The sequence below is a fragment of the Plantactinospora sp. BC1 genome (assembly GCF_003030345.1).
In the GTDB taxonomy this organism is placed as follows: domain Bacteria; phylum Actinomycetota; class Actinomycetes; order Mycobacteriales; family Micromonosporaceae; genus Plantactinospora.
Map to the genome: position 1 here is coordinate 5,578,650 of NZ_CP028158.1, position 17,514 is coordinate 5,596,163.

The window sequence follows — 17,514 nt, forward strand, 5'->3', positions numbered from 1 at the left end:
GGTGGAGAGATGTCCGACCGGTACGACCAACTCCGGGAGGTCCGTGCCCGCCAGCCGGAGGCGATCCGGGCGGCGGCGGCCCGGCGGCGACGTCGCCCCCTGCTGGGCGAGACCGGCCGGCTGCTGCTGATCGCCGCCGACCACCCGGCCCGGGGCGTGCTCGGGGTCGGGCAGGCGACCGGGGTGATGGCCGACCGCTACCGGCTGCTCGACCGGCTCTGCACCGCCCTCGCCCGGCCCGGCGTCGACGGCGTGCTCGGCACCCCGGACATCCTGGAGGACCTGCTGCTGCTCGACTGCCTGGACGACAGGGTGGTGGTCGGTTCGATGAACCGGGGCGGGCTGCACGGCGCGGTCTTCGAGGCCGACGACCGGTTCACCGCCTACGACGCGCCGACGATCGCCGAGATGGGTTTCGACGGCGGCAAGATGCTCTGCCGGGTGGACCTGGCCGATCCGGCCACCGCCGGAACGCTGGCGGCCTGCGGCCGGGCGGTGGGGGAGTTGGCCCGCTACCGGCTGATGGCGCTGGTCGAGCCCTTCCTGGCCAGCCGGACGGGTGGGCGGCTGCGCAACGACCTCGACGTCGAGGCGGTAGTCCGGTCGGTGGCGATCGCCTCCGGCCTCGCCCCGACCTCGGCGTACACCTGGCTGAAGCTGCCGGTGGTCACCGGGATGGCCCGGGTGATGACCGCGACGACGCTGCCGACGCTGCTGCTCGGCGGGGATCCGGCCGGCGACCCGGCGCGGACCTTCGCGGCCTGGGCCGAGGCGCTGGCCCTGCCCGGCGTACGCGGCCTGGTGGTCGGCCGGAGCCTGCTCTTCCCGCCCGACGACGACGTGGCCGGCGCGGTCGACCGGGCCGCCGCGCTGGTGCACGGGACGGGATCCTGATGTCCGGTCCGGGGTCGGGTCGTCGGCACTGGCCGGCCGGGAGCGCCGCCGCCGGCCCGTGGTCGGTGTCGCTGGACCCGGAGCGGGCCGGCTGGGCCTACACCGGGCTGCGGGTGGTCGCGCTGCCGCCCGGCGGGCGGATCGGCTTCGACACCGGGCCGGACGAGGTGATCGTGCTGCCGCTGGCCGGCTCGGCGGTGCTGCGCTGCGCCGACGCGTCCGATGTGGACCGGACGATGGAGCTGGTCGGCCGCCCCGGCGTCTTCGCCGGGACCACCGACTTCGGCTACCTGCCGCCCGGGACCCGGGCCGAGCTGTCCAGCCCCGGCGGCGGCCGGTACGCGCTGCCGTCGGCCCGGGCCCGGCGCCGGTTCCCGGCCCGCTATGCACCGGCCGGCGGGGTACGGGTCGAACTGCGCGGCGCCGGCACGTGCAGCCGGCAGGTGCACAACTTCGCCACCCCGGAGACCTTCCGGACCGACCGGTTGATCGCCTGCGAGGTGCTGACCCCGGACGGCAACTGGTCGTCGTACCCACCGCACAAGCACGACGAGGAGCGGGCCGGGGCGGAGGCGGTGCTGGAGGAGATCTACTACTTCGAGGTCGGCGCCGGCCCGACCGGTACCCCCGGCCACGGCTACCAGCGGGTCTACGGCACCGCGGCCCGGCCGATCGAGGTACTGGCCGAGGTCCGCTCCGGCGACACGGTCCTGGTCCCGTACGGCTGGCACGGCCCGTCGATCGCCGCACCGGGCCACCCGCTCTACTACCTGAACGCGATGGCCGGGCCGGCCGAGGAACCGGCCTGGTTGATCACCGACGATCCGGCGCACGCCTGGGTGCGCGCCTCCTGGGCCGGCCAGCCGGTCGACCCGAGGCTCCCGTTCGGCCGCGACCTCCGGCCGCCCCCTGCCGACCTGCGCTGACCGCCGGCGGCGCACCCACCGACCGGAGGCTCCGATGACGACGACGACCAGACTCACCGTCGGGCAGGCGCTGCTCCGGTTCCTCGCCGCGCAGTGGACCGAACGCGACGGCGTACGGCACCGGCTCTTCGCCGGCTGTTTCGGCATCTTCGGGCACGGCAACGTCGCCGGGCTCGGTCAGGCACTTGCCGAGCACGAGATCGCCGGTGCCCCCGGGCTGCGCTACCTGCCGGCCCGCAACGAGCAGGCGATGGTGCACGCCGCGGTCGGCTACGCCCGGATGCGCAACCGGCTGAGCACCTGGGCCTGCACCAGTTCGATCGGCCCGGGTGCCACCAACATGGTCACCGGGGCGGCGCTGGCCACCATCAACCGGCTGCCGGTACTGCTGCTGCCCGGCGACGCGTTCGCCACCCGGGTGGCGACGCCGGTGCTCCAGGAGCTGGAGGATCCGCGCGCGCCCGACGTCTCGGTCAACGACTGCTTCCGGCCGGTCTCCCGGTTCTTCGACCGGATCCACCGGCCGGAGCAGTTGCCCGGGGCCCTGCTCGGTGCGGTGCGGGTGCTCACCGATCCGGCCGAGACCGGGGCGGTGACCCTGGCGCTGCCGCAGGACGTGCAGGCCGAGGCGTACGACTGGCCGGTCGAACTCTTCGCCGAGCGGACCTGGCACGTACCCCGGCCGGTGCCGGAGCCGGCGGCGCTGGCCCGGGCGGCGGAGCTGCTGCGGACGGCCCGCCGCCCGCTGCTGGTGGCCGGCGGCGGCGTGCTCTACGCCGAGGCGACCGCCGCGCTGCGCGAGTTCGCCGAGGTGACCGGCGTGCCGGTGGCGGTGACCCAGGCCGGCAAGGGTGCGCTGCCGTCGGACCATCCGCTGGCGGTCGGCGCGCTGGGGGTGACCGGCGGGCACGCCGCCAACGAGTTGGCCGCCGACGCCGACGTGGTGCTCGGGGTCGGCACCCGGTACACCGACTTCACCACCGCCTCCCGGACGCTCTTCGCCGATCCGGGGGTGCGGTTCGTCAACCTGAACGTGGCCGCCTTCGACGCGGCGAAGCTCTCGGCGGTGCCGGTGCGGGCCGACGCCCGGGCCGGGCTGGAGGCGCTGACCGGGGCGCTTGCCGGCTGGTCCGCCCCGGCCGGGCACCGGCGGCGGGCCGAGCGGCTCGCCGCCGGCTGGGCGGCGACGGTCCGGGCGGTCTACGCGCGTCGGCACACGCCGCTGCCGGCCCAGACCGAGGTGCTGGGGGTACTCGACGAGGTGGTCGGCCCCCGGGACGTGCTGGTCTGCGCGGCCGGCTCGCTGCCCGGGGAGCTGCACCGGCTCTGGCGGGTACGCGACCCGCTCGGCTACCACGTGGAGTACGGCTACTCCTGCATGGGCTACGAGATCGCCGGCGGTCTCGGGGTGAAGCTGGCCGCGCCGGACCGGGAGGTCTTCGTCCTGGTGGGGGACGGCTCCTACCTGATGATGGCCCAGGAGCTGGTGACCTCGGTAGCCGAGGGGATCAAGCTGGTCGTGGTCCTGGTGCAGAACCACGGGTACGCCTCGATCGGCGCGCTCTCGGAGTCGGTCGGCGGGCAGCGGTTCGGCACCTCCCACCGCTACCGCGACCCGGAGAGCGGGCGGCTGGCCGGGCCGGTGTTGCCGGTGGATCTGGCCGCGAACGCGGCGAGCCTGGGTGCCGAGGTGTTCCGGGCCCGGGGTGTCGACGAGTTGCGGGTGGCGCTGGGCAGGGCGCGGGAGTCCGGGCGTACCGCGGTGGTGCACGTCGAGACCGATCCGCTGGCGCCGGGGCCGGCCGGCGGTGCCTGGTGGGACGTGCCGGTGGCCGAGGTGTCGGCGCTGGAGAGCGCGGTCGAGGCGCGGGTGGCGTACGAGCGGGGCAGAGCCGCCCGGCGCAACTATTTGCAACCGTAGTTGTGCAATAGCTCTTGCGCAATTGCTCTTGCCTGTGTCAGCGTAGGCACATGAAGAGAGAGGTCCGCCAGGTCACCGACTCCCGGGTGCTGGCCGCGATGTCCCACCCACTGCGCCGCCGGCTGATGGACGTGCTCAAGGTCTACGGCCCGGCCACCGTCAGCGCGCTGGCCGAGCGCACCGGCCAGGCGGTGGCGAACGTCAGCCACCACCTGAAGGTGCTCGCCGCCGCCGACCTGGTCCAGGAGGCCCCCGAACTGGCCCGGGACCGCCGGGAGCGGTGGTGGCGGCTGGTCTCGGCCGGGCTGCGCTGGTCCAGCGCCGACTTCGCCGACGACCCGTCCCGGGAGGCGGTGCAGCAGGCCGCCGTCTCACTCAACCTCGACCGCCAGGTCGGGCTGGTCCGGGACTGGCACGCCACCGGTCCCGACGAGCGGGCCGCCTGGGGTGAGGCGCCCTTCTCCACCGACCGCTGGCTGCGGTTCACCCCGGCCGAACTGGCCGAGTTCGAGGCCGAACTGCTCGCCCTGCTCGCCCGGTGGGGCGACCGCGAGCTGCCCGAGGACGGGCAGCGCCGCGAGCCGGTCTTCTTCTTCGCCTACGGCATCCCGGCCCAGCCCTGAACCGGCCGGCGGGCGAGCGAGCGAGACGAGGAGAAGAGATGAGCCTGCTCCGGCATCGGGACTTCCGGCTGCTCTGGATCGGCCAGGCCGGCAGCACCTTCGGCGCCAGCGTCACCAGCGTGGCGCTGCCGCTGGTCGCGGTCGCCACCCTCGACGCCAGCACCTTCCAGGTGGCGCTGCTGACCGCCGCCGCGTGGCTGCCCTGGCTGCTGGTCGGGCTGCCGGCCGGCGCCCTGGTGGACCGGCTGCGCTGCCGGCCGGTGATGGTGACCTGCGACCTGGTCGCCGCGCTGCTCTTCGCCAGCGTGCCGGTCGCCGGCTGGCTCGGGGCACTCAGCATCGGGCACCTGCTGGCCGTCGCGCTGGCCGGCGGCACGGTGAGCGTCTTCTTCAAGACCGCGTACCAGGTCTACCTGCCCACCCTGCTCGACCGGGCCGACCTGGCCGAGGGGAACGCGAAGCTCCAGGGCACCGAGGCGGTCGCCCAGGTGGCCGGTCCGGGCGCCGCCGGCCTGCTGGCCAGCCTGGTCGGCGCGGCCACCGCGCTGCTGGCGGACGTGCTCGGCTTCCTCTGCTCGGCCGCCTGCCTGCTGTCGATCCGCAGCAGGGAGCCACGCCGGGCCGCCGATCCGGCGGCGGGTCTCGGCCGGCAGATCGCCGAGGGGGTACGCTTCACCGCCCGCGATCCCTACCTGCGGGTACTCACCGTCTGGGGTGGGGTCAGCAACCTCGGCCTGATCGGCTACCAGGCGATCCTGGTCGTCTTCCTGGTCCGCGAGGTCGGGCTCGGCCCGGGTGCCGTCGGCGGCCTGGTCGCCGTGATGAGCCTCGGCGGGGTCATCGGCGCCGCGATCGCCACCACGCTCTCCCGGCGACTCGGCAGTGCCCGCGCGCTGCTGCTCTGCGCCCTCGGCGCCGAACCCTTCGGACTGCTGATCCCGATGACCGCACCCGGTGCCCGGCTCGCCCTGCCGGTGCTCGCCGGAGTGGTGATCGGCGCCGGAGTGGTCGCCGGCAACGTGGTCAAGGCCGGCTTCCGCCAGGCGTACGTGCCACACCGGCTGCTCGGCCGGGTCAGCGTGACCATGCAGGTGGTCAACCTCGGCACCATCCCGCTCGGTGCCGTACTCGGCGGTGCCCTCGGTACGGCACTCGGGCTCCGCCCGGCGATGTGGGTGATCACCACCGGGCTGGCGCTGAGCGGGCTGATCCTGCTGGTCGGCCCGCTGCGCAAGCGCCGCGACCTGCCCGAACCGGAGCACGACGCCGAACCGCCGGAGCCCGACGCGGAACTCCCCGCGCCGGCCCGGTCAGTGCGTCGCGAACTGCTCAGCGCGGCTGAACGTTAGCCGCCTGCGGGCCCTTGTCGCCCTGGGTGACGTCGAACTCGACCTTCTGCCCCTCGTTGAGCTCGCGGTAGCCGGACGTCGCGATCGCGGAGTAGTGGACGAAGACGTCCGGCCCCCCGCCGTCCTGCTCGATGAAGCCGAAGCCCTTTTCCGAGTTGAACCACTTGACGGTTCCGCTTGCCATGGGTGTCTCCTTTGCGGCGCGCCCGGTGCGTGGCGTGCCTCGTACGCCACCGACAGTAGCCTCCCCGGGTCGCCGGTGCGGGCGGAAGTCGGGAGTCGTACAAACCTCCGGCCTACGCCGGACGGCGGAGTCACCCCTAGGCGGAGTCAGGGTTGCCCACGCCGCTTACCAGGGCTCGACCCGGATGTCCAGGTGGCGTTCCGCCCGTAACGTTCCTGACGTGGCGGACTGGCTGGTTCAGGTGGGGGAACTGCCGTCGGGAGTCTTTCTGGCGGTGCTCGGCGGTGTCATGATGCTGGACGCGATTCCGCTGCTCGGCGTACTCGTACCGGGCGACGTCGCGGTACTGGCCGCGGTGGGGGTCGGCCGGCCGGCGAGTCTGGGGGCGTTCCTGGCGGTGATCGGCGGCTGCCTCGGCGGCTGGTCGCTGACCTTCTTCGCCGGTCGACGGTTCGGTGCCCGGCTGCGGCGCAGCCGTACCGGGGCGTGGATCGGGGAGGCGCGCTGGTCGGCCGCCGAGCGGATCCTCGGCAGTGGCGGGGGCCGGATGGTGATGGTCGCGCCGTTCCTGCCGGTGCTGAACGCGCTGCTGCCGCTCGCCGCGGGCGGGCTGCGGATGTCGTACCGGAGGTTCCTGGGTTTCGCGGCCGTCGGCGCGGTGCTCTGGGCCGGGCTCTACATGGTGCTCGGGATCCTGGCCCGGTCGGTCGGCGGGCTGCTGCCCGGCGAGTCGTTCGCGCTGCTCGGCACGGTGGGCTTCGGGATGGTCTTCGGCGGCCTCGTCCTGCTGGGCGTACGCCGCCGGCTCGCCGCGACGGTCCAGGGCTGACGGCGGCTGTCGGTGGTCGGGGGGTGATGGGTGGCGTCGGCCGGCTGGGGCCGCCGGCCGGTGCCACCCGGGGGGACGCGGTACGCGGTCACGGGGTGCCGGGACGGGTCGGGGCAACGGCCGGTCGGGGGACGTGGTCGCGCAGCCGCTGCGGACCGGCGGCCGGTCAGGGGGTGACCGGCCGCCGGTGCCGGGCGATGTCGCCGGGCGGGGCGGGTCGCTGCCCGACCGGCATACTGGGCTGCCATGGTGTGACTGGCATACTGGGCTGCCATGGTGTTGTCGCGGCGCTGGGCCGGTTTCCTGATCCTGGTCGGTGTGTGGACCTGGGTGATCTGGCCCCGGTTCGCCGTCGCGATCTGGAACGACGCCCGAGCCTGGTCGACCGGGGAGATCGGGCAGGGCAGCCCGACCGGTTTCCTCTGGTGCACGCGCTGCTGATCGGGGCGTCCCTGGCGATCGGCAGCACGGTCGGCATCCTCGGCGTACGCGGCTGGCGGGCCGGGCGGCCTCCGCGATCCGCGAGCCCGCCTCGTTCCTGAGCTGCGCGCGGCGTGGTTCGGCGCCGGCCGGCGTACCCCCGTCACCACCACCGCCGGCCGGCGAGTCATGGGCCCCGGTGTCGAACCGGGCACACCGCCATCATGAGTGGCGGCCGAGCAGCCAACGCCCGCGCCCATGGAATCCACAGTGGACGGCATCGAGACCTCGTCGGGAGTCGAACCCGCAGCACCCGCTTTGCAGGCGGGGCGCCCCACCGGGGACGAAACGAGGCCGGGCTGTGCCCGAGGATCGGGCACGACGTGCGGGCGGGAGGACTCGAACCCCCTCAGCGCGAAGCACCTGTTCTACAGACAGGCCCGACTCTCCAGCGTCGGCGCACCCGCATGGGTGACTGGCGGGACTCGAACCCAGCGACCTCCGGATCCACAGTCCGGCGCTCTTCCGGCTGAGCTACAGTCACCATCGCGGCCGGTCGGCCGGTACCCGGACCTGGGATCGAACCAGGGACCTCCTCGGTGTGGACGAGGCGCTGCCACCACTGAGCTATCCGGGCGTCGCTCCCCGGGCGGGGAGACAGGTAGCGCCGACGGGATTCGAACCCGCGAAATCCAGGGTGAAAGCCTGGCGACTCTTGCCACTCGTCCACGGCGCCGTGTGAGTGTTCCGGGCTGGACTCGAACCAGCGACCCTCGCGATGTCGACGCGATGCTCTCCCGACTGAGCTACCGGAACGGGGGCGGGACCGGGAGTCGAACCCGGAGCCTGCGGCTTGTGAGACCGCCGCGCTACCACTGCGCCATCGGAGCAGTACGCCGCCAGGGACTTGAACCCTGAACCCACGCATTAAGAGTGCGTTGCTCTGACCAGTTGAGCTAGCGGCGCAGGCTGTGCTTGACCAGCCAAAGTTAGGGGCCGTTTGGCGCTTCGGTGAGATTGGTGGACCCCTTGATCAGCGAGTGATTTGAGGCTCCCATGGACTATTGGATCTGATAGATTGTATCCATGCTATCCGACGTGGATACTCGCCTGGACTGCCGGCATTTTGGACGGCGACGGAACCATTACATTGAGCGTCAACGGTAGCAATGGTTCACGCTTCAGGAGGCCAGTCATTTGCGTTGACAACACCGACCAAGAGATACTTGAAGAGTTGCGGCGCCTTCACGGGGGTGGTCTCGTCGCCAAGCAAAGGTACCGTGAGCACCATAGACAAGCCTGGTCATGGCGACTATATGGAGCCGGCAATATCGTCGAACTTCTGCGTCAGATCCTTCCCTACATGCGGTGTCAAGTCAAGGTAGAGCGCGCGCGCATGTTGGTTGAGGAGTACAAGGCGATAACGCGGAGAAACGGTCGCTACACCTCGCAGGCGCGCGCAGCTAAGATCGATTTTGAAACTCGTTTCATGGCGATAGGCTCCGGGCGCGGAAAACAATGTCGTCCGGTTGTGTCTTGAATGAGGCCTTATCTACTGTGGCCTCAAGACCGGTCGCCCGCCACCGGGCGGCGCCTTCCGAGAGTTTGGCGGACCCCCGGGGTATGCCCGACCCCGGGGGCCCTGAAGTTCCACCCGTTCGCACGCCAGCGGCGTTTAAGCTCCACGATCAGTCTGCAGTCGACGTGCTTTGCCATTAAGCGACCGCCGCAGGGAGAGCGGCAGACTGGACTCGAACCAGCATCTCGTCGAGATCGTCGTGGTCGGTAGATCTGGCGATCGGTGGGGGTGCTGAGTCTGGAGCGATAGTCTCAGCCTGCTCGGCGCCGGTCTGCCTCTGCCGGTTGGGCCACCTCGGCCCGGAGTGCCGAGGGGAGGACTCGAACCTCCACTGGAACCGTCACCTCTGATGAGTCTGACAAATCAGCCTCAGTCTCGGCGCACTGTTGCGCCACCCCCCGCTCCACGGGGGTGCCTGGGAGACTACCCGAACAGGTAGCCGAACACCTCGTCGCCGACCGTGCGGTCCTCGACCGTGGTGCTGTTCGCCTCCTCGCGGGCCACCTTCACCGCCTCCAGCAGCTTGTCGACCCGGCCGCGCAGCACCTTGACCCGCTCCGCCGGCAGGGCGCCGGAGAGCTTCACCGTGGTCCAGGTGCCAACCGGTACGTCCTCGGTGTAGACCTCGACCTGCGCCGGGTGCTTCTCGGTCGCCTCCGCCTTGACGTGGTTGCGGTGCACCTTGCGCATCTTCTGCGTCTGGCTCGGCGTACTCGCGTAGCAGCCGCGGTCCGGGTCGAACTCCCACCGCTCCGCCGCGTCCAGGGTGGCCAGCCCGTCGACGAAGGTACGCAGGTCGACGAGCTGCTTCTCCAGGAAGAGCAGGTAGGTGACCGGTGCCTGCCGGACCAGGGTCCGCCCGTCGACCACCACGTCGGCCTTGGCGGTGGCGTTGCCGGTGTCCTGGAGGAACTGGAGGTCGAAGAGCCGCCCCATGGTGCCGGCCACCTCGTCGAGGACCTCCTGGACGGTGTACTGCACCCGGGTCGACTCCGGCGGCAACTGCTCCCGGATGTCGTCGGCGAACGGCTGGTAGGTGCGGGAGATGCCGGAGAGCGGCGGCGCCTTCTGGGTACGCCGGTGCGCGTCGGTGAGCTCCCGCTTGGCCTGGGGCTTGAAGCCCTGCACCAGAGCGTTGATCTTGTGCAGTTCGGTGGGATTCGGCACCATGATCCTTCCGGTCTCGTCGGGCAGACGATAGTCGTCGTCGCCACGTACGGCGACCCTGTCGAAGTCGGGACGGCCGGATTCGAACCGACAACCTCCGCACCCCCAGTGCGGCGCGCTGCCAAGCTGCGCCACGTCCCGATGTCGTACCCCTGGAACGGTTCGAACGTTCGACCTCCCGGTTCGTAGCCGGGCGCTCTGTCCACTGAGCTACAGGGGCATGAAGCGGAAGGAGAGGGATTCGAACCCCCGCCGGCGCTGAGCCGGTCCGCCTTAGCGGGGCGGTGCCATCGACCTCTCGGCCATCCTTCCGAACCGCGCCGAAGGCGCGTACGTACCCGGAGCAGGAGTCGAACCTGCAACACACCGGTTCTGAGCCGGCGGCCTCTTCCGTTGGGCTACCCGGGCCTGCGTGGAGTGACGCGGGATCGAACCGCGCACGCGAAGCTTGCAAGGCAACGCTGTGCACCAGCACCCACCCCGAAGTGCCCTCGGCGCGACTCGAACGCGCACGATGACCAGGCTCTCGACCTGGCGCCTCTACCAATTGGGCCACGAGGGCATCGTGCTCCCGGAGGAGTATCTACGGGGAATGCGGTATCGCGATGGAAACATCAGGTGTCGTCTGCCAGTAGCGATATCTTATCGTCCACTTCGCACCGTACCCCATCCCATCCCGCCCGCAGGGCCGTGCGGAAGCGGTGGCAGATAACACGTACCAGATCGCATTTCTTTATCTCCGCAATAGATCATTGCGGTCAAGCTTGATTGAGCGGTAGCTGCCGCCCCCACCGGCTAGGCCTAGGATCTTCGTCACCTGCTCCCCGGAGGCGGCGGCAGCGACTGCGGCCCGTAGATCCTCATCGCTCCACTTGCCGGGCTTGCCAGCCATTTCAACTCGCTCCCAGGTTAGGACTCGAACCTAAACAATGCGCTCCAGAGACGCATGTCCTACCTATTAGACGACCTGGGACTGACAGTCGGCGGGGGGAGAGTCCGCCGGCTGCCGTCAGCGCCGGGTCAGCGCGGCCCAACCGGGGACCGTCGCCGCCGACCGCAGCACCATGCCCGCCTCGGCGGGGGTGCGGTCTGCCTTGCGCTGGTTGCAGCCGTCGCAGCACGCGACGGTGTTGGTCCAGGTGTTCCGGCCACCACGGGAGCGGGGCAGGATGTGGTCGACGGTGCTCGCCGGAGCGCCGCAGTAGCCGCACCGGCGCCCGTCCCGGGCCAGCACACCCGGCCGGGACCAGGCCGGTCCCGAACTGAAGCGCCACCTGGTGACGACGTACCGGACGAGCCGGACCACCGTCGGGACCGGGTAGACCCCGATCAGCCGGTCGGGTACGGCCTCGTGCACCTCGGCGACCCGCCGGACCAGCATTCGTACGGCGTGCCGGAGACTGACCCGGTGGAGCGGGCCGAGGTCGGCATTGATGACCAGGACGTCCACCGGATTCCTCCCTGTCTCTCGTCGATGTCGTGAAAAGTCTCTCGTCGTTGTCGCGGAACTCGCGTCGAACGTTCGGAGCGGCTACCGGGATTTGAACCCGGGACCTCCACCATGGCAAGGTGGCGCGCTGCCAACTGCGCTACAGCCGCGTGCGAAGATGCTCCGGGTGCGATTCGAACGCACACTGTGCGCGGTTTGAGCGCGCTGCCTCCTGCCGTTGGGCTACCGGAGCGGGCGGTCGGGGTCATGAGCATTCCCCGACGGATACTGTCGTGCGTAGACCGTGCCGGAATCGAACCGGCCTTCTCCAGATTGAGAGTCTGGCGAGATAACCACTACTCCAACGGTCCGGGTGGGGCGCGCTCGCCCCGAGGTGCACGCAAACTCGTCCGGGACCCGAGAATCGAACTCGGTTTCTCCTGTACCCAAAACAGGCGGGTCAGCCGTCTCCCTCGCCCCGGATCCGCCCGGCCGGCGCGTTGCTACGGCGCCGGCCGGGCCCTATCTATGCCATCCACTGTGGAGTTTTCAACGTGGTACCGGTCCCGCCGGCCGAGGTCGGGGGAGAAGCAGGGGTGACAGGACTCGAACCTGCAACCTTCGGATTTGGAGGCCGCTGCGCTGCCAGTTGCGCCACACCCCTGTGTGGTGGAACCCGTGGGGTAAAAAGAAACGCCGCCCGGTCCCGGGTCTGGGAGGGCGGCGTGAACGCGAGTGGAGTCGCGTTACGTCCGCCAGCCGCCCAGCTCGGCACATTCGCCGGCGCTCAGGTGGACGGGGCGCCCGAGCATGGCGTGACTCGACGAGGCGTACGGCAGTTGCCGCCACGCTCGCGTTGAGGTCTGCCACAACATCGGATGCTCCCTGTCGTTTCGTTGTCGGTTTGTCGACCGCTGTGTCAACTACGGTAGGGGCCGCTCCCGTGCGGAGCAACATCTTTTTCGGCTTCTTCCGCGTACCGTCGATTCGGCGGGCTGGAATAGCTGCTAGATGGCGTTGCCGGCACCGGTCGACAACGGTGCCGGCACGACCCACTCCGGACTCAACGGACCCGTTCGACCAGCCGGGTCACCGCGGCGGCGACCGCCTCGGGGGCTTGCGCCTGCGGGAAGTGGCCCACGCCGGGGAGCATCACCACCTCGGCCCCGAGCTGTTCGCCGATCCACCGGGCCTCGGCCGCCGGGTCCTTCCAGTCCACGTCGGCGGCGCCCATCAGGACGACGGCCGGGGCGGACACCTCGGGCAGCCGCTGCCGGGCCGGCTCGTGCGAGGTGCGGGTGGTCCGCACGAAGGCCCGCCAGTGTCCGGGGCGGCGCAGGTTGTCCCGGACACGGGCGAGGTGCTCCCGGTACCCCTCGGGCTTGGTGCCGGGCACCCACTTGGGGTAGTAGCCGAGGAAGGCCGCCGGGCCCCAGGGCCGGACGAGCATGATCCGGAAGAGCAGGTTCAGCACGGCGGCGCCGGCGGGCTGCCGGACGAAGGGCCCGAGCAGGGCGAGTCCGCGTACCTTCGCCGGGGCGTCGGCGGCGGCGATCACGGCGGCTCCGGCGCCCATCGAGTTGCCGACCAGGTAGCCGGACCCGCCGAGTTCGTCGAGGAGCGCGAGCAGGTCGCTGGCGAGGGCGACGTCGTCGTACCGGGAGAAGCTGGCGTCGCTGTCGCCGTGCCCCCGGATGTCCAGCACGGCCACCCGGTAGCCCGCCTCGACCAGCCTCGGCGCGAGCAGCCGGTACGACTGGCGCAGCTCGCCCATCCCCGGCGAGCAGATCACCAGTGGGCCGTCGCCGTCCCAGAGTTCGTAGCCGAGGCGCCCCTCGGGGCGGCGGAGGTAGTGGATCTGTGTCATAGCCTAAAAGCTACACCCATTAGCCAATCGCGCCAAGGGTCGACCCGTCCCCGGGTGGACCGATTCGCCGCCCCGGCCGCGCCATCCCGGTGGCGACGGCCCTTCGGCATGCCGCCCCGAACACCGGGCCCCGAGGTGTATCGCCAGGTCAGGCGGGTGGAAGCGCCGTTTCGTCCCGGCCCGGCGATGGCTGGTGGCACCATGAGAGAGCAGTTGGTCTTTGCCGAGTCGCCTGAACCCTCGGGACCAACCCCGGCCGGGGTCGGCCCGTGCGGGCGGCGGTGCGGCACCCCTGAACACGCCTGTGGCGGTCATCTTCGCGACGGAAAGGGTGCCGTTGCCGCGAGGCCCAACCCTGGCGGCTCGCAACGCGCGCGTCGGTCGCGCGGGTCCGGTCCGACAGCCGTACGGGAGGAAAAGCCATGGCAGACACCCGGGCCAGCACGAGTACCAGCGGCGACGGAGCCACCACACCCGAGCTGGTGCAGCGAGCCGCCGAGCAGATCTCCGGACTGCTCCGCGAGGAACTCGCCCTGGCCCAGCTGGAGATGTCGGAGAAGGGCAAGCGAGCGGGACTCGGCGCCGGACTGTTCGGTGGCGGCGGCGCTCTGGCCCTCTACGCCGGTGCCGCGCTGGTCGCCGCCGCCGTGGTGGCGTTGAGCTACGTCATCCCGGCAGCGCTGGCCGCACTCGTCGTCGGCGTCGTCCTGGCCGCTATCGCGGGACTGCTCGCGCGGTCCGGCCGCAAACAGGTCCGCCGTGCGACGCCGGCGATGCCGAGATCGACGGTGGGAAGCCTGCGCGCCGATGCCGAAACGGTACGGAACGCGGCGAAGGATCGGGGACGGTCATGACGATGGGTGACGGCGCCGGGGACGTGGACCGGACCCGTGCGGAGATCGACAGACGGCGTGCCGAACTCGGCGAAACGGTCCAGGCGTTGGCGGCCAAGACGGACGTACGGGCCCGGGGCAGCCAGAAGGCCGAAGAGACCACGAACCGGCTCCGGGAACGCTCGGCACAGGCCACCGGGACGGTACGCGAGAAGGTCGCGCATCTGCCGGACGTGGTCGGCCAGAAGGTGGAACAGGCGCAGCGGAGGGTGGGTCAGATGGCCGCGGATGTCGGCGAGCAGGGCGCCCGAGGCGCCGAAGTGATGGGCGCCTCGGTCAACCGGGCGGGTGGGATCGTCCGGCACAATCCGGTGCCGTTCGCCCTCGGTGGTGTCGCGGTGCTCGTCGGCGTGCTGACGGCGGGCCGGCGCATGGCGGCCGCCCGGGCCAGGCGCCGGCGCGGCTGGAACGCCGAACGGCTGCTGCGGATGGCCCGGCCGATGGCTCCGTGGTGGTCGGCGGCGACCAGATCCGTGAAGCGGGTCTCCGGGTCCCGGCTCGTCCGTCGCTGAGCGGGTGCGCCGGGCAGCACGAGGTCCGGTAGCCGGTCCGGCTACCAGCCCCGGGCCCGCCACTCCGGGATCGACGGGCGCTCCGCGCCGAGGGTCGAGTCCCGGCCGTGGCCGGGGTAGAACCAGGTGTCGTCCGGCAGGACGTCGAAGACCTTGGCCTCCAGGTCGTCCATGATCTGCGCGAACTCGTTCGGGTTGGTCGTCCTCCCCGGGCCGCCGGGAAAGAGCGAGTCCCCGGTGAACAGGTGCGTCCCGTCGGCGTCGTCCCGATAGAGCAGCGCGACGGAGCCCGGGGTGTGCCCGACGATGTGGATCACCTCGATTTCGCGGTCACCGACCCGGATCCGGTCGCCGTCGGTGAGCGGCTCGGAGGGGATCGGCAGCCCGTCCGCGTCGGCGGCGTGCACCAGCGAACGGGCGCCGGTGCTGGCCACCACCTCCTCCAGCGCCACCCAGTGGTCCATGTGCTGGTGCGTGGTCACCACGGCGGCCAGCCCGGCGTCGCCGACCAGTTCCAGCAGCCGGGGCGCCTCGTTGGCCGCGTCGATCAACACCTGCTCGCCGGTCGAGTTGCAGCGCAGCAGGTACGCGTTGTTGTCCATCGGGCCGACCGACAGCTTGCTGACGGTGAGCCCGGCCAGCTCGCGTACGTCGGGCGGACCGTCGGTGACGACGTCTCCGGTGTAGCTCATGTGACAGGGCCTCCGAGTCGGGGTCGGCGGATCAGATCCAGGGCGGGGGTGCCGGCAGTGGCCCGGCCGGCGTGACGACGAGGCTGGTACCGGCGCTGCGGCCGGTCAGCCAGCCGGCCAGTTCGTGTGCCGGGCCGGCGACGGTACGCAGCTCCGGGCCGCTCTCCGGCGCCGGGATGCCCACTGGCCGACCCCGGCCGGTGCCGACGGTCAGCGGCTGCCCGGTCTCCGCCGGCACCAGCACCAGGGCGAGTGGATCGTCCCGCTCGGCCAGGTCGTGCACCACCTCGTGCAGCAGCCGCTGGCCGAACGCGTCCGGCCAGTCGGCGGTCCGGTAGCCGGCGGCGAGGTCGACGTGGTGCACCTCCACCTCGCGCAGCCGTCCCCAGGCCAGGGTGGCGGCCGGACGCAGCCCGCGGGCGGAGCGGACCTGCGCGGCCCAGGCCTCCGTCGGCAGTTCCGCGGCCGCGTCGACGAAGCGTTGCGCGCTGGCCCGCAGATCGGCGAGCTGGGCGGCGGCCGGCCGGGCCGCGCCGGCCGCGATCTCCGCGTTCCGGGCCGCCGGGCTCGGGTACTGCGGGATGTCCGCACCGGTACGCGCCGAGGTCAGCAGGTTGACGAAGCTGTCGGCGTTCCGGGCGAGGTGGGTGAGGACGTGTCCCCGGGTCCAGCCGGGAAGCAGGGACGGCTCGCCGATCGCCGCGTCGTCGAGCCCGTCGACGGTCCGCAACAGCCGGGCCGTCGCCCGGTCCACCTCGGGCAGCAGCGCGAGCGGGTCGAGTGTCACGACTCACGACGATAGCGGTCGACGGCCGGCGGGGCGCGGCGCCTGCGCCGGGAGTGGCGGAGAAGGAATTGGCTTTCGGTGTGGTCGGGCCAGCACCTACCGTTCGGGTACACACACCCGCAAGGCGTGAGGAGGTGGGATGCATGCCGGTCGCAGTGCGCGGGGCCACCGTTTCCACTTCTGGATTCCACTGCTGAATCTCACTCCTGACGACAAGGGTTGACATGACCTTCGATCTCGCGTCCCTCGGTTGGGACGCGTCCGCGGCCGCTCCGTACCCGGAACGCGGCGACGAACTACGGCCCGGCCGGGTGGTCCGGGCCGACCGGGGGATCTGCACGGTGCTCGGTGCCGGGGGACCGGTCCGGGCCAGCCTCGGCGGCGGGGTACTGATCGCCGCCGCCCGGGACGCGGTCAACCTGCCCTGTGCGGGTGACTGGGTGCTGGTCCGCGACTGGCCGGACCGGCGACTGACCGTGGAGGCGGTGCTGCCCCGGCGTACCGCGATCGTGCGGCGGACCGCCGACAAGGACTCGTCCGGGCAGGTACTGGCGGCGAACGCCGACGCGGTGGCGGTGATCGAGCCGCTGCACCCGTCCCCGGACGTGGCCCGGATCGAGCGGCTGATCGCGCTGGCCTGGGAGTCCGGCGCCACCCCACTGCTGGTGCTCACCAAGTGCGACCTGGTGGCCGATCCGTCGGCGGTGGCCGAGCAGCTCGGCCAGGTGGCGCCCGGTGTCGAGGTGCTGCCGGTGAGCGCCCAGCGCGGGACCGGGCTGGCCCGGTTGCGTCCGTGGATCGCGACCGGCCGGACCCTGGCGCTGCTCGGGCCGTCCGGCGCCGGCAAGTCGACGCTGGTGAACGCGCTGGCCGGCGCGACGGTGATGACCACACAGGGGGTACGCGGGGTGGACGGCAAGGGCCGGCACACCACCACGCACCGGCAGCTGATCCCGATCCCGGGCGGGGGAGCGGTGCTGGACACCCCGGGCGTGCGGGCGGTCGGCCTGCTCGACGCGGCGGCCGGGCTGGACCAGGCCTTCGCCGATGTGACGGCGCTCGTCTCGGCCTGCCGGTTCGCCGACTGCGGGCACCGGGGCGAGCCGGGCTGCGCGATCCAGGTCGCGCTGGAGACCGGTGAACTGAGCCCCCGGCGCTGGGCGAGCTGGCAGAAACTCCAGCGCGAGGTGGCGTACGAGACACGCCGTCGGGACGCGCGGTTGGCGGCCGAGGAGCGGTACAAATGGAAGCGGATTCGCAAGGAGCAGCGGAGCCGGGGCGGCCCGGGGCGCTGATCGGCCCGGAACCCGGGGCCGGTGCGGTCGTCGGGGACGCGGCGTCGAGCTGCGGGAATCTGCCGGTGCGGAAAACTGTCATACGCCGGGGCTAGAGTTGCCGAGGCGCTTCTCTGCGCCACCAAATCGGACAGAACATATCTTTTC

General features: G+C 71.7%; 16 protein-coding genes and 17 tRNA genes. 10 read left to right on the plus strand and 23 right to left on the minus strand.

Going from position 1 to position 17,514, the window contains the following annotated elements; genetic code table 11:
- Positions 1-9: 9 nt before the first annotated feature.
- From C6361_RS24330 to C6361_RS24350, 5 genes are read left to right on the plus strand one after another with little or no spacing between them, the layout of a single operon-like run.
- Positions 10-894 carry a deoxyribose-phosphate aldolase gene (locus C6361_RS24330; protein ID WP_107269127.1) on the plus strand — a complete coding sequence of 295 codons (885 nt, stop codon included), beginning with the start codon at positions 10-12 and terminating at the stop codon, positions 892-894.
- Positions 894-1,820 (plus strand): 5-deoxy-glucuronate isomerase, encoded by a 927-nt coding sequence (iolB, locus tag C6361_RS24335; RefSeq protein ID WP_107269128.1) that lies wholly within the window; start codon positions 894-896, stop codon positions 1,818-1,820. Before C6361_RS24330 ends, iolB begins: the two co-directional genes overlap by 1 nt.
- A 34-nt stretch (positions 1,821-1,854) precedes the next feature.
- Positions 1,855-3,741, plus strand: a complete 1,887-nt coding sequence (gene iolD / locus C6361_RS24340; protein ID WP_107269129.1) for a 3D-(3,5/4)-trihydroxycyclohexane-1,2-dione acylhydrolase (decyclizing) — start codon at positions 1,855-1,857, stop codon at positions 3,739-3,741.
- A 50-nt stretch (positions 3,742-3,791) separates the two neighbouring features.
- Positions 3,792-4,364 carry a helix-turn-helix transcriptional regulator gene (locus C6361_RS24345; RefSeq protein WP_107263468.1) on the plus strand — a complete coding sequence of 191 codons (573 nt, stop codon included), beginning with the start codon at positions 3,792-3,794 and terminating at the stop codon, positions 4,362-4,364.
- 38 nt (positions 4,365-4,402) lie between these two features.
- A complete protein-coding gene (locus tag C6361_RS24350) occupies positions 4,403-5,713 on the plus strand; it encodes an MFS transporter (RefSeq protein ID WP_107269130.1) in 1,311 nt (436 codons plus the stop codon).
- On the opposite strand, the gene C6361_RS24355 is transcribed toward C6361_RS24350, so the two are convergent.
- Positions 5,694-5,897 carry a cold-shock protein gene (locus tag C6361_RS24355; RefSeq protein ID WP_101367032.1) on the minus strand — a complete coding sequence of 68 codons (204 nt, stop codon included), beginning with the start codon at positions 5,895-5,897 and terminating at the stop codon, positions 5,694-5,696. The two genes, C6361_RS24350 and C6361_RS24355, sit on opposite strands and share 20 nt — an antisense overlap.
- Positions 5,898-6,117: 220 nt before the next feature.
- Between C6361_RS24355 and C6361_RS24360 the strand changes: the two genes are divergently transcribed.
- Both C6361_RS24360 and C6361_RS38310 read left to right on the plus strand, forming a co-directional pair.
- Positions 6,118-6,726: a DedA family protein gene (locus C6361_RS24360; RefSeq protein WP_107263470.1), complete on the plus strand. Its 609-nt coding sequence runs from the start codon at positions 6,118-6,120 to the stop codon at positions 6,724-6,726.
- Positions 6,727-6,999: 273 nt separating this feature from the next.
- Positions 7,000-7,167, plus strand: coding sequence for an SCO4848 family membrane protein (locus C6361_RS38310; RefSeq protein ID WP_234358975.1), 168 nt, complete (start codon positions 7,000-7,002; stop codon positions 7,165-7,167).
- A gap of 262 nt (positions 7,168-7,429) precedes the next feature.
- Here C6361_RS38310 and C6361_RS37150 read toward each other — a convergent pair.
- From C6361_RS37150 to C6361_RS24470, 20 genes are all read right to left on the minus strand, one after another.
- Positions 7,430-7,502: transfer RNA gene (locus C6361_RS37150), tRNA-Cys, on the minus strand.
- A gap of 28 nt (positions 7,503-7,530) precedes the next feature.
- Positions 7,531-7,613: transfer RNA gene (locus tag C6361_RS24375), tRNA-Tyr, on the minus strand.
- A gap of 3 nt (positions 7,614-7,616) precedes the next feature.
- Positions 7,617-7,690 (minus strand) — tRNA-His (locus C6361_RS24380).
- Between the two features lie 20 nt (positions 7,691-7,710).
- A tRNA-Val gene (locus C6361_RS24385) sits at positions 7,711-7,783 on the minus strand.
- A 25-nt stretch (positions 7,784-7,808) separates the two neighbouring features.
- Positions 7,809-7,882 (minus strand) — tRNA-Glu (locus C6361_RS24390).
- A gap of 7 nt (positions 7,883-7,889) precedes the next feature.
- Positions 7,890-7,962: transfer RNA gene (locus C6361_RS24395), tRNA-Val, on the minus strand.
- 76 nt (positions 7,963-8,038) lie between these two features.
- Positions 8,039-8,112: transfer RNA gene (locus C6361_RS24400), tRNA-Lys, on the minus strand.
- A gap of 1,036 nt (positions 8,113-9,148) precedes the next feature.
- The gene (locus C6361_RS24410; RefSeq protein WP_107263472.1) at positions 9,149-9,895 is read right to left on the minus strand and encodes a hypothetical protein; all 747 of its coding nucleotides are present in this window, start codon (positions 9,893-9,895) and stop codon (positions 9,149-9,151) included.
- Between the two features lie 64 nt (positions 9,896-9,959).
- A tRNA-Pro gene (locus C6361_RS24415) sits at positions 9,960-10,033 on the minus strand.
- Between the two features lie 6 nt (positions 10,034-10,039).
- Positions 10,040-10,112 (minus strand) — tRNA-Arg (locus C6361_RS24420).
- A 6-nt stretch (positions 10,113-10,118) separates the two neighbouring features.
- Positions 10,119-10,204, minus strand: a tRNA-Ser gene (locus C6361_RS24425).
- 23 nt (positions 10,205-10,227) lie between these two features.
- Positions 10,228-10,300 (minus strand) — tRNA-Leu (locus tag C6361_RS24430).
- A gap of 78 nt (positions 10,301-10,378) precedes the next feature.
- Positions 10,379-10,454: transfer RNA gene (locus tag C6361_RS24435), tRNA-Leu, on the minus strand.
- Positions 10,455-10,793: 339 nt separating this feature from the next.
- Positions 10,794-10,865, minus strand: a tRNA-Gln gene (locus tag C6361_RS24440).
- A 36-nt stretch (positions 10,866-10,901) separates the two neighbouring features.
- Positions 10,902-11,342, minus strand: a complete 441-nt coding sequence (locus C6361_RS24445) for an HNH endonuclease (protein WP_107263473.1) — start codon at positions 11,340-11,342, stop codon at positions 10,902-10,904.
- Between the two features lie 76 nt (positions 11,343-11,418).
- Positions 11,419-11,491 (minus strand) — tRNA-Gly (locus tag C6361_RS24450).
- Between the two features lie 9 nt (positions 11,492-11,500).
- Positions 11,501-11,574: transfer RNA gene (locus tag C6361_RS24455), tRNA-Leu, on the minus strand.
- 45 nt (positions 11,575-11,619) lie between these two features.
- A tRNA-Glu gene (locus C6361_RS24460) sits at positions 11,620-11,692 on the minus strand.
- A gap of 220 nt (positions 11,693-11,912) precedes the next feature.
- Positions 11,913-11,985: transfer RNA gene (locus C6361_RS24465), tRNA-Trp, on the minus strand.
- A gap of 399 nt (positions 11,986-12,384) precedes the next feature.
- Positions 12,385-13,188, minus strand: coding sequence for an alpha/beta fold hydrolase (locus C6361_RS24470; protein ID WP_107269131.1), 804 nt, complete (start codon positions 13,186-13,188; stop codon positions 12,385-12,387).
- A gap of 422 nt (positions 13,189-13,610) precedes the next feature.
- Between C6361_RS24470 and C6361_RS24475 the strand changes: the two genes are divergently transcribed.
- Positions 13,611-14,042 carry a phage holin family protein gene (locus C6361_RS24475; RefSeq protein ID WP_107269132.1) on the plus strand — a complete coding sequence of 144 codons (432 nt, stop codon included), beginning with the start codon at positions 13,611-13,613 and terminating at the stop codon, positions 14,040-14,042.
- Positions 14,039-14,593, plus strand: coding sequence for a DUF3618 domain-containing protein (locus tag C6361_RS24480; protein WP_107269133.1), 555 nt, complete (start codon positions 14,039-14,041; stop codon positions 14,591-14,593). Before C6361_RS24475 ends, C6361_RS24480 begins: the two co-directional genes overlap by 4 nt.
- 41 nt (positions 14,594-14,634) lie before the next feature.
- Here C6361_RS24480 and C6361_RS24485 read toward each other — a convergent pair whose 3' ends face one another.
- Both C6361_RS24485 and C6361_RS24490 read right to left on the minus strand, forming a co-directional pair.
- Positions 14,635-15,285, minus strand: coding sequence for an MBL fold metallo-hydrolase (locus C6361_RS24485; protein WP_107263477.1), 651 nt, complete (start codon positions 15,283-15,285; stop codon positions 14,635-14,637).
- Between the two features lie 31 nt (positions 15,286-15,316).
- Entirely contained in the window at positions 15,317-16,072 is a 756-nt protein-coding gene (locus tag C6361_RS24490; RefSeq protein ID WP_107269134.1) for a maleylpyruvate isomerase family mycothiol-dependent enzyme, read from the minus strand.
- Between the two features lie 224 nt (positions 16,073-16,296).
- Here C6361_RS24490 and rsgA point away from each other — a divergent pair, with 224 nt between their 5' ends.
- Positions 16,297-17,367 (plus strand): ribosome small subunit-dependent GTPase A, encoded by a 1,071-nt coding sequence (gene rsgA, locus C6361_RS24495; RefSeq protein WP_107269135.1) that lies wholly within the window; start codon positions 16,297-16,299, stop codon positions 17,365-17,367.
- The last annotated feature ends 147 nt before the right edge of the window (positions 17,368-17,514 follow it).

Excerpts from the sequence above, each read along its gene's own strand:
- iolD (WP_107269129.1), top strand. The coding sequence starts at position 1,855 with ATGACGACGACGACCAGACTCACCGTCGGGCAGGCGCTGCTCCGGTTC.
- rsgA (WP_107269135.1), top strand. The coding sequence starts at position 16,297 with ATGACCTTCGATCTCGCGTCCCTCGGTTGGGACGCGTCCGCGGCCGCT.
- C6361_RS24345 (WP_107263468.1), top strand. The coding sequence starts at position 3,792 with ATGAAGAGAGAGGTCCGCCAGGTCACCGACTCCCGGGTGCTGGCCGCG.
- C6361_RS24470 (WP_107269131.1), bottom strand. The coding sequence starts at position 13,188 with ATGACACAGATCCACTACCTCCGCCGCCCCGAGGGGCGCCTCGGCTAC.
- C6361_RS24485 (WP_107263477.1), bottom strand. The coding sequence starts at position 15,285 with ATGAGCTACACCGGAGACGTCGTCACCGACGGTCCGCCCGACGTACGC.
- C6361_RS24350 (WP_107269130.1), top strand. The coding sequence starts at position 4,403 with ATGAGCCTGCTCCGGCATCGGGACTTCCGGCTGCTCTGGATCGGCCAG.
- C6361_RS24410 (WP_107263472.1), bottom strand. The coding sequence starts at position 9,895 with ATGGTGCCGAATCCCACCGAACTGCACAAGATCAACGCTCTGGTGCAG.
- C6361_RS38310 (WP_234358975.1), top strand. The coding sequence starts at position 7,000 with ATGGTGTTGTCGCGGCGCTGGGCCGGTTTCCTGATCCTGGTCGGTGTG.
- C6361_RS24480 (WP_107269133.1), top strand. The coding sequence starts at position 14,039 with ATGACGATGGGTGACGGCGCCGGGGACGTGGACCGGACCCGTGCGGAG.
- C6361_RS24475 (WP_107269132.1), top strand. The coding sequence starts at position 13,611 with ATGGCAGACACCCGGGCCAGCACGAGTACCAGCGGCGACGGAGCCACC.
- C6361_RS24355 (WP_101367032.1), bottom strand. The coding sequence starts at position 5,897 with ATGGCAAGCGGAACCGTCAAGTGGTTCAACTCGGAAAAGGGCTTCGGC.
- iolB (WP_107269128.1), top strand. The coding sequence starts at position 894 with ATGTCCGGTCCGGGGTCGGGTCGTCGGCACTGGCCGGCCGGGAGCGCC.
- C6361_RS24330 (WP_107269127.1), top strand. The coding sequence starts at position 10 with ATGTCCGACCGGTACGACCAACTCCGGGAGGTCCGTGCCCGCCAGCCG.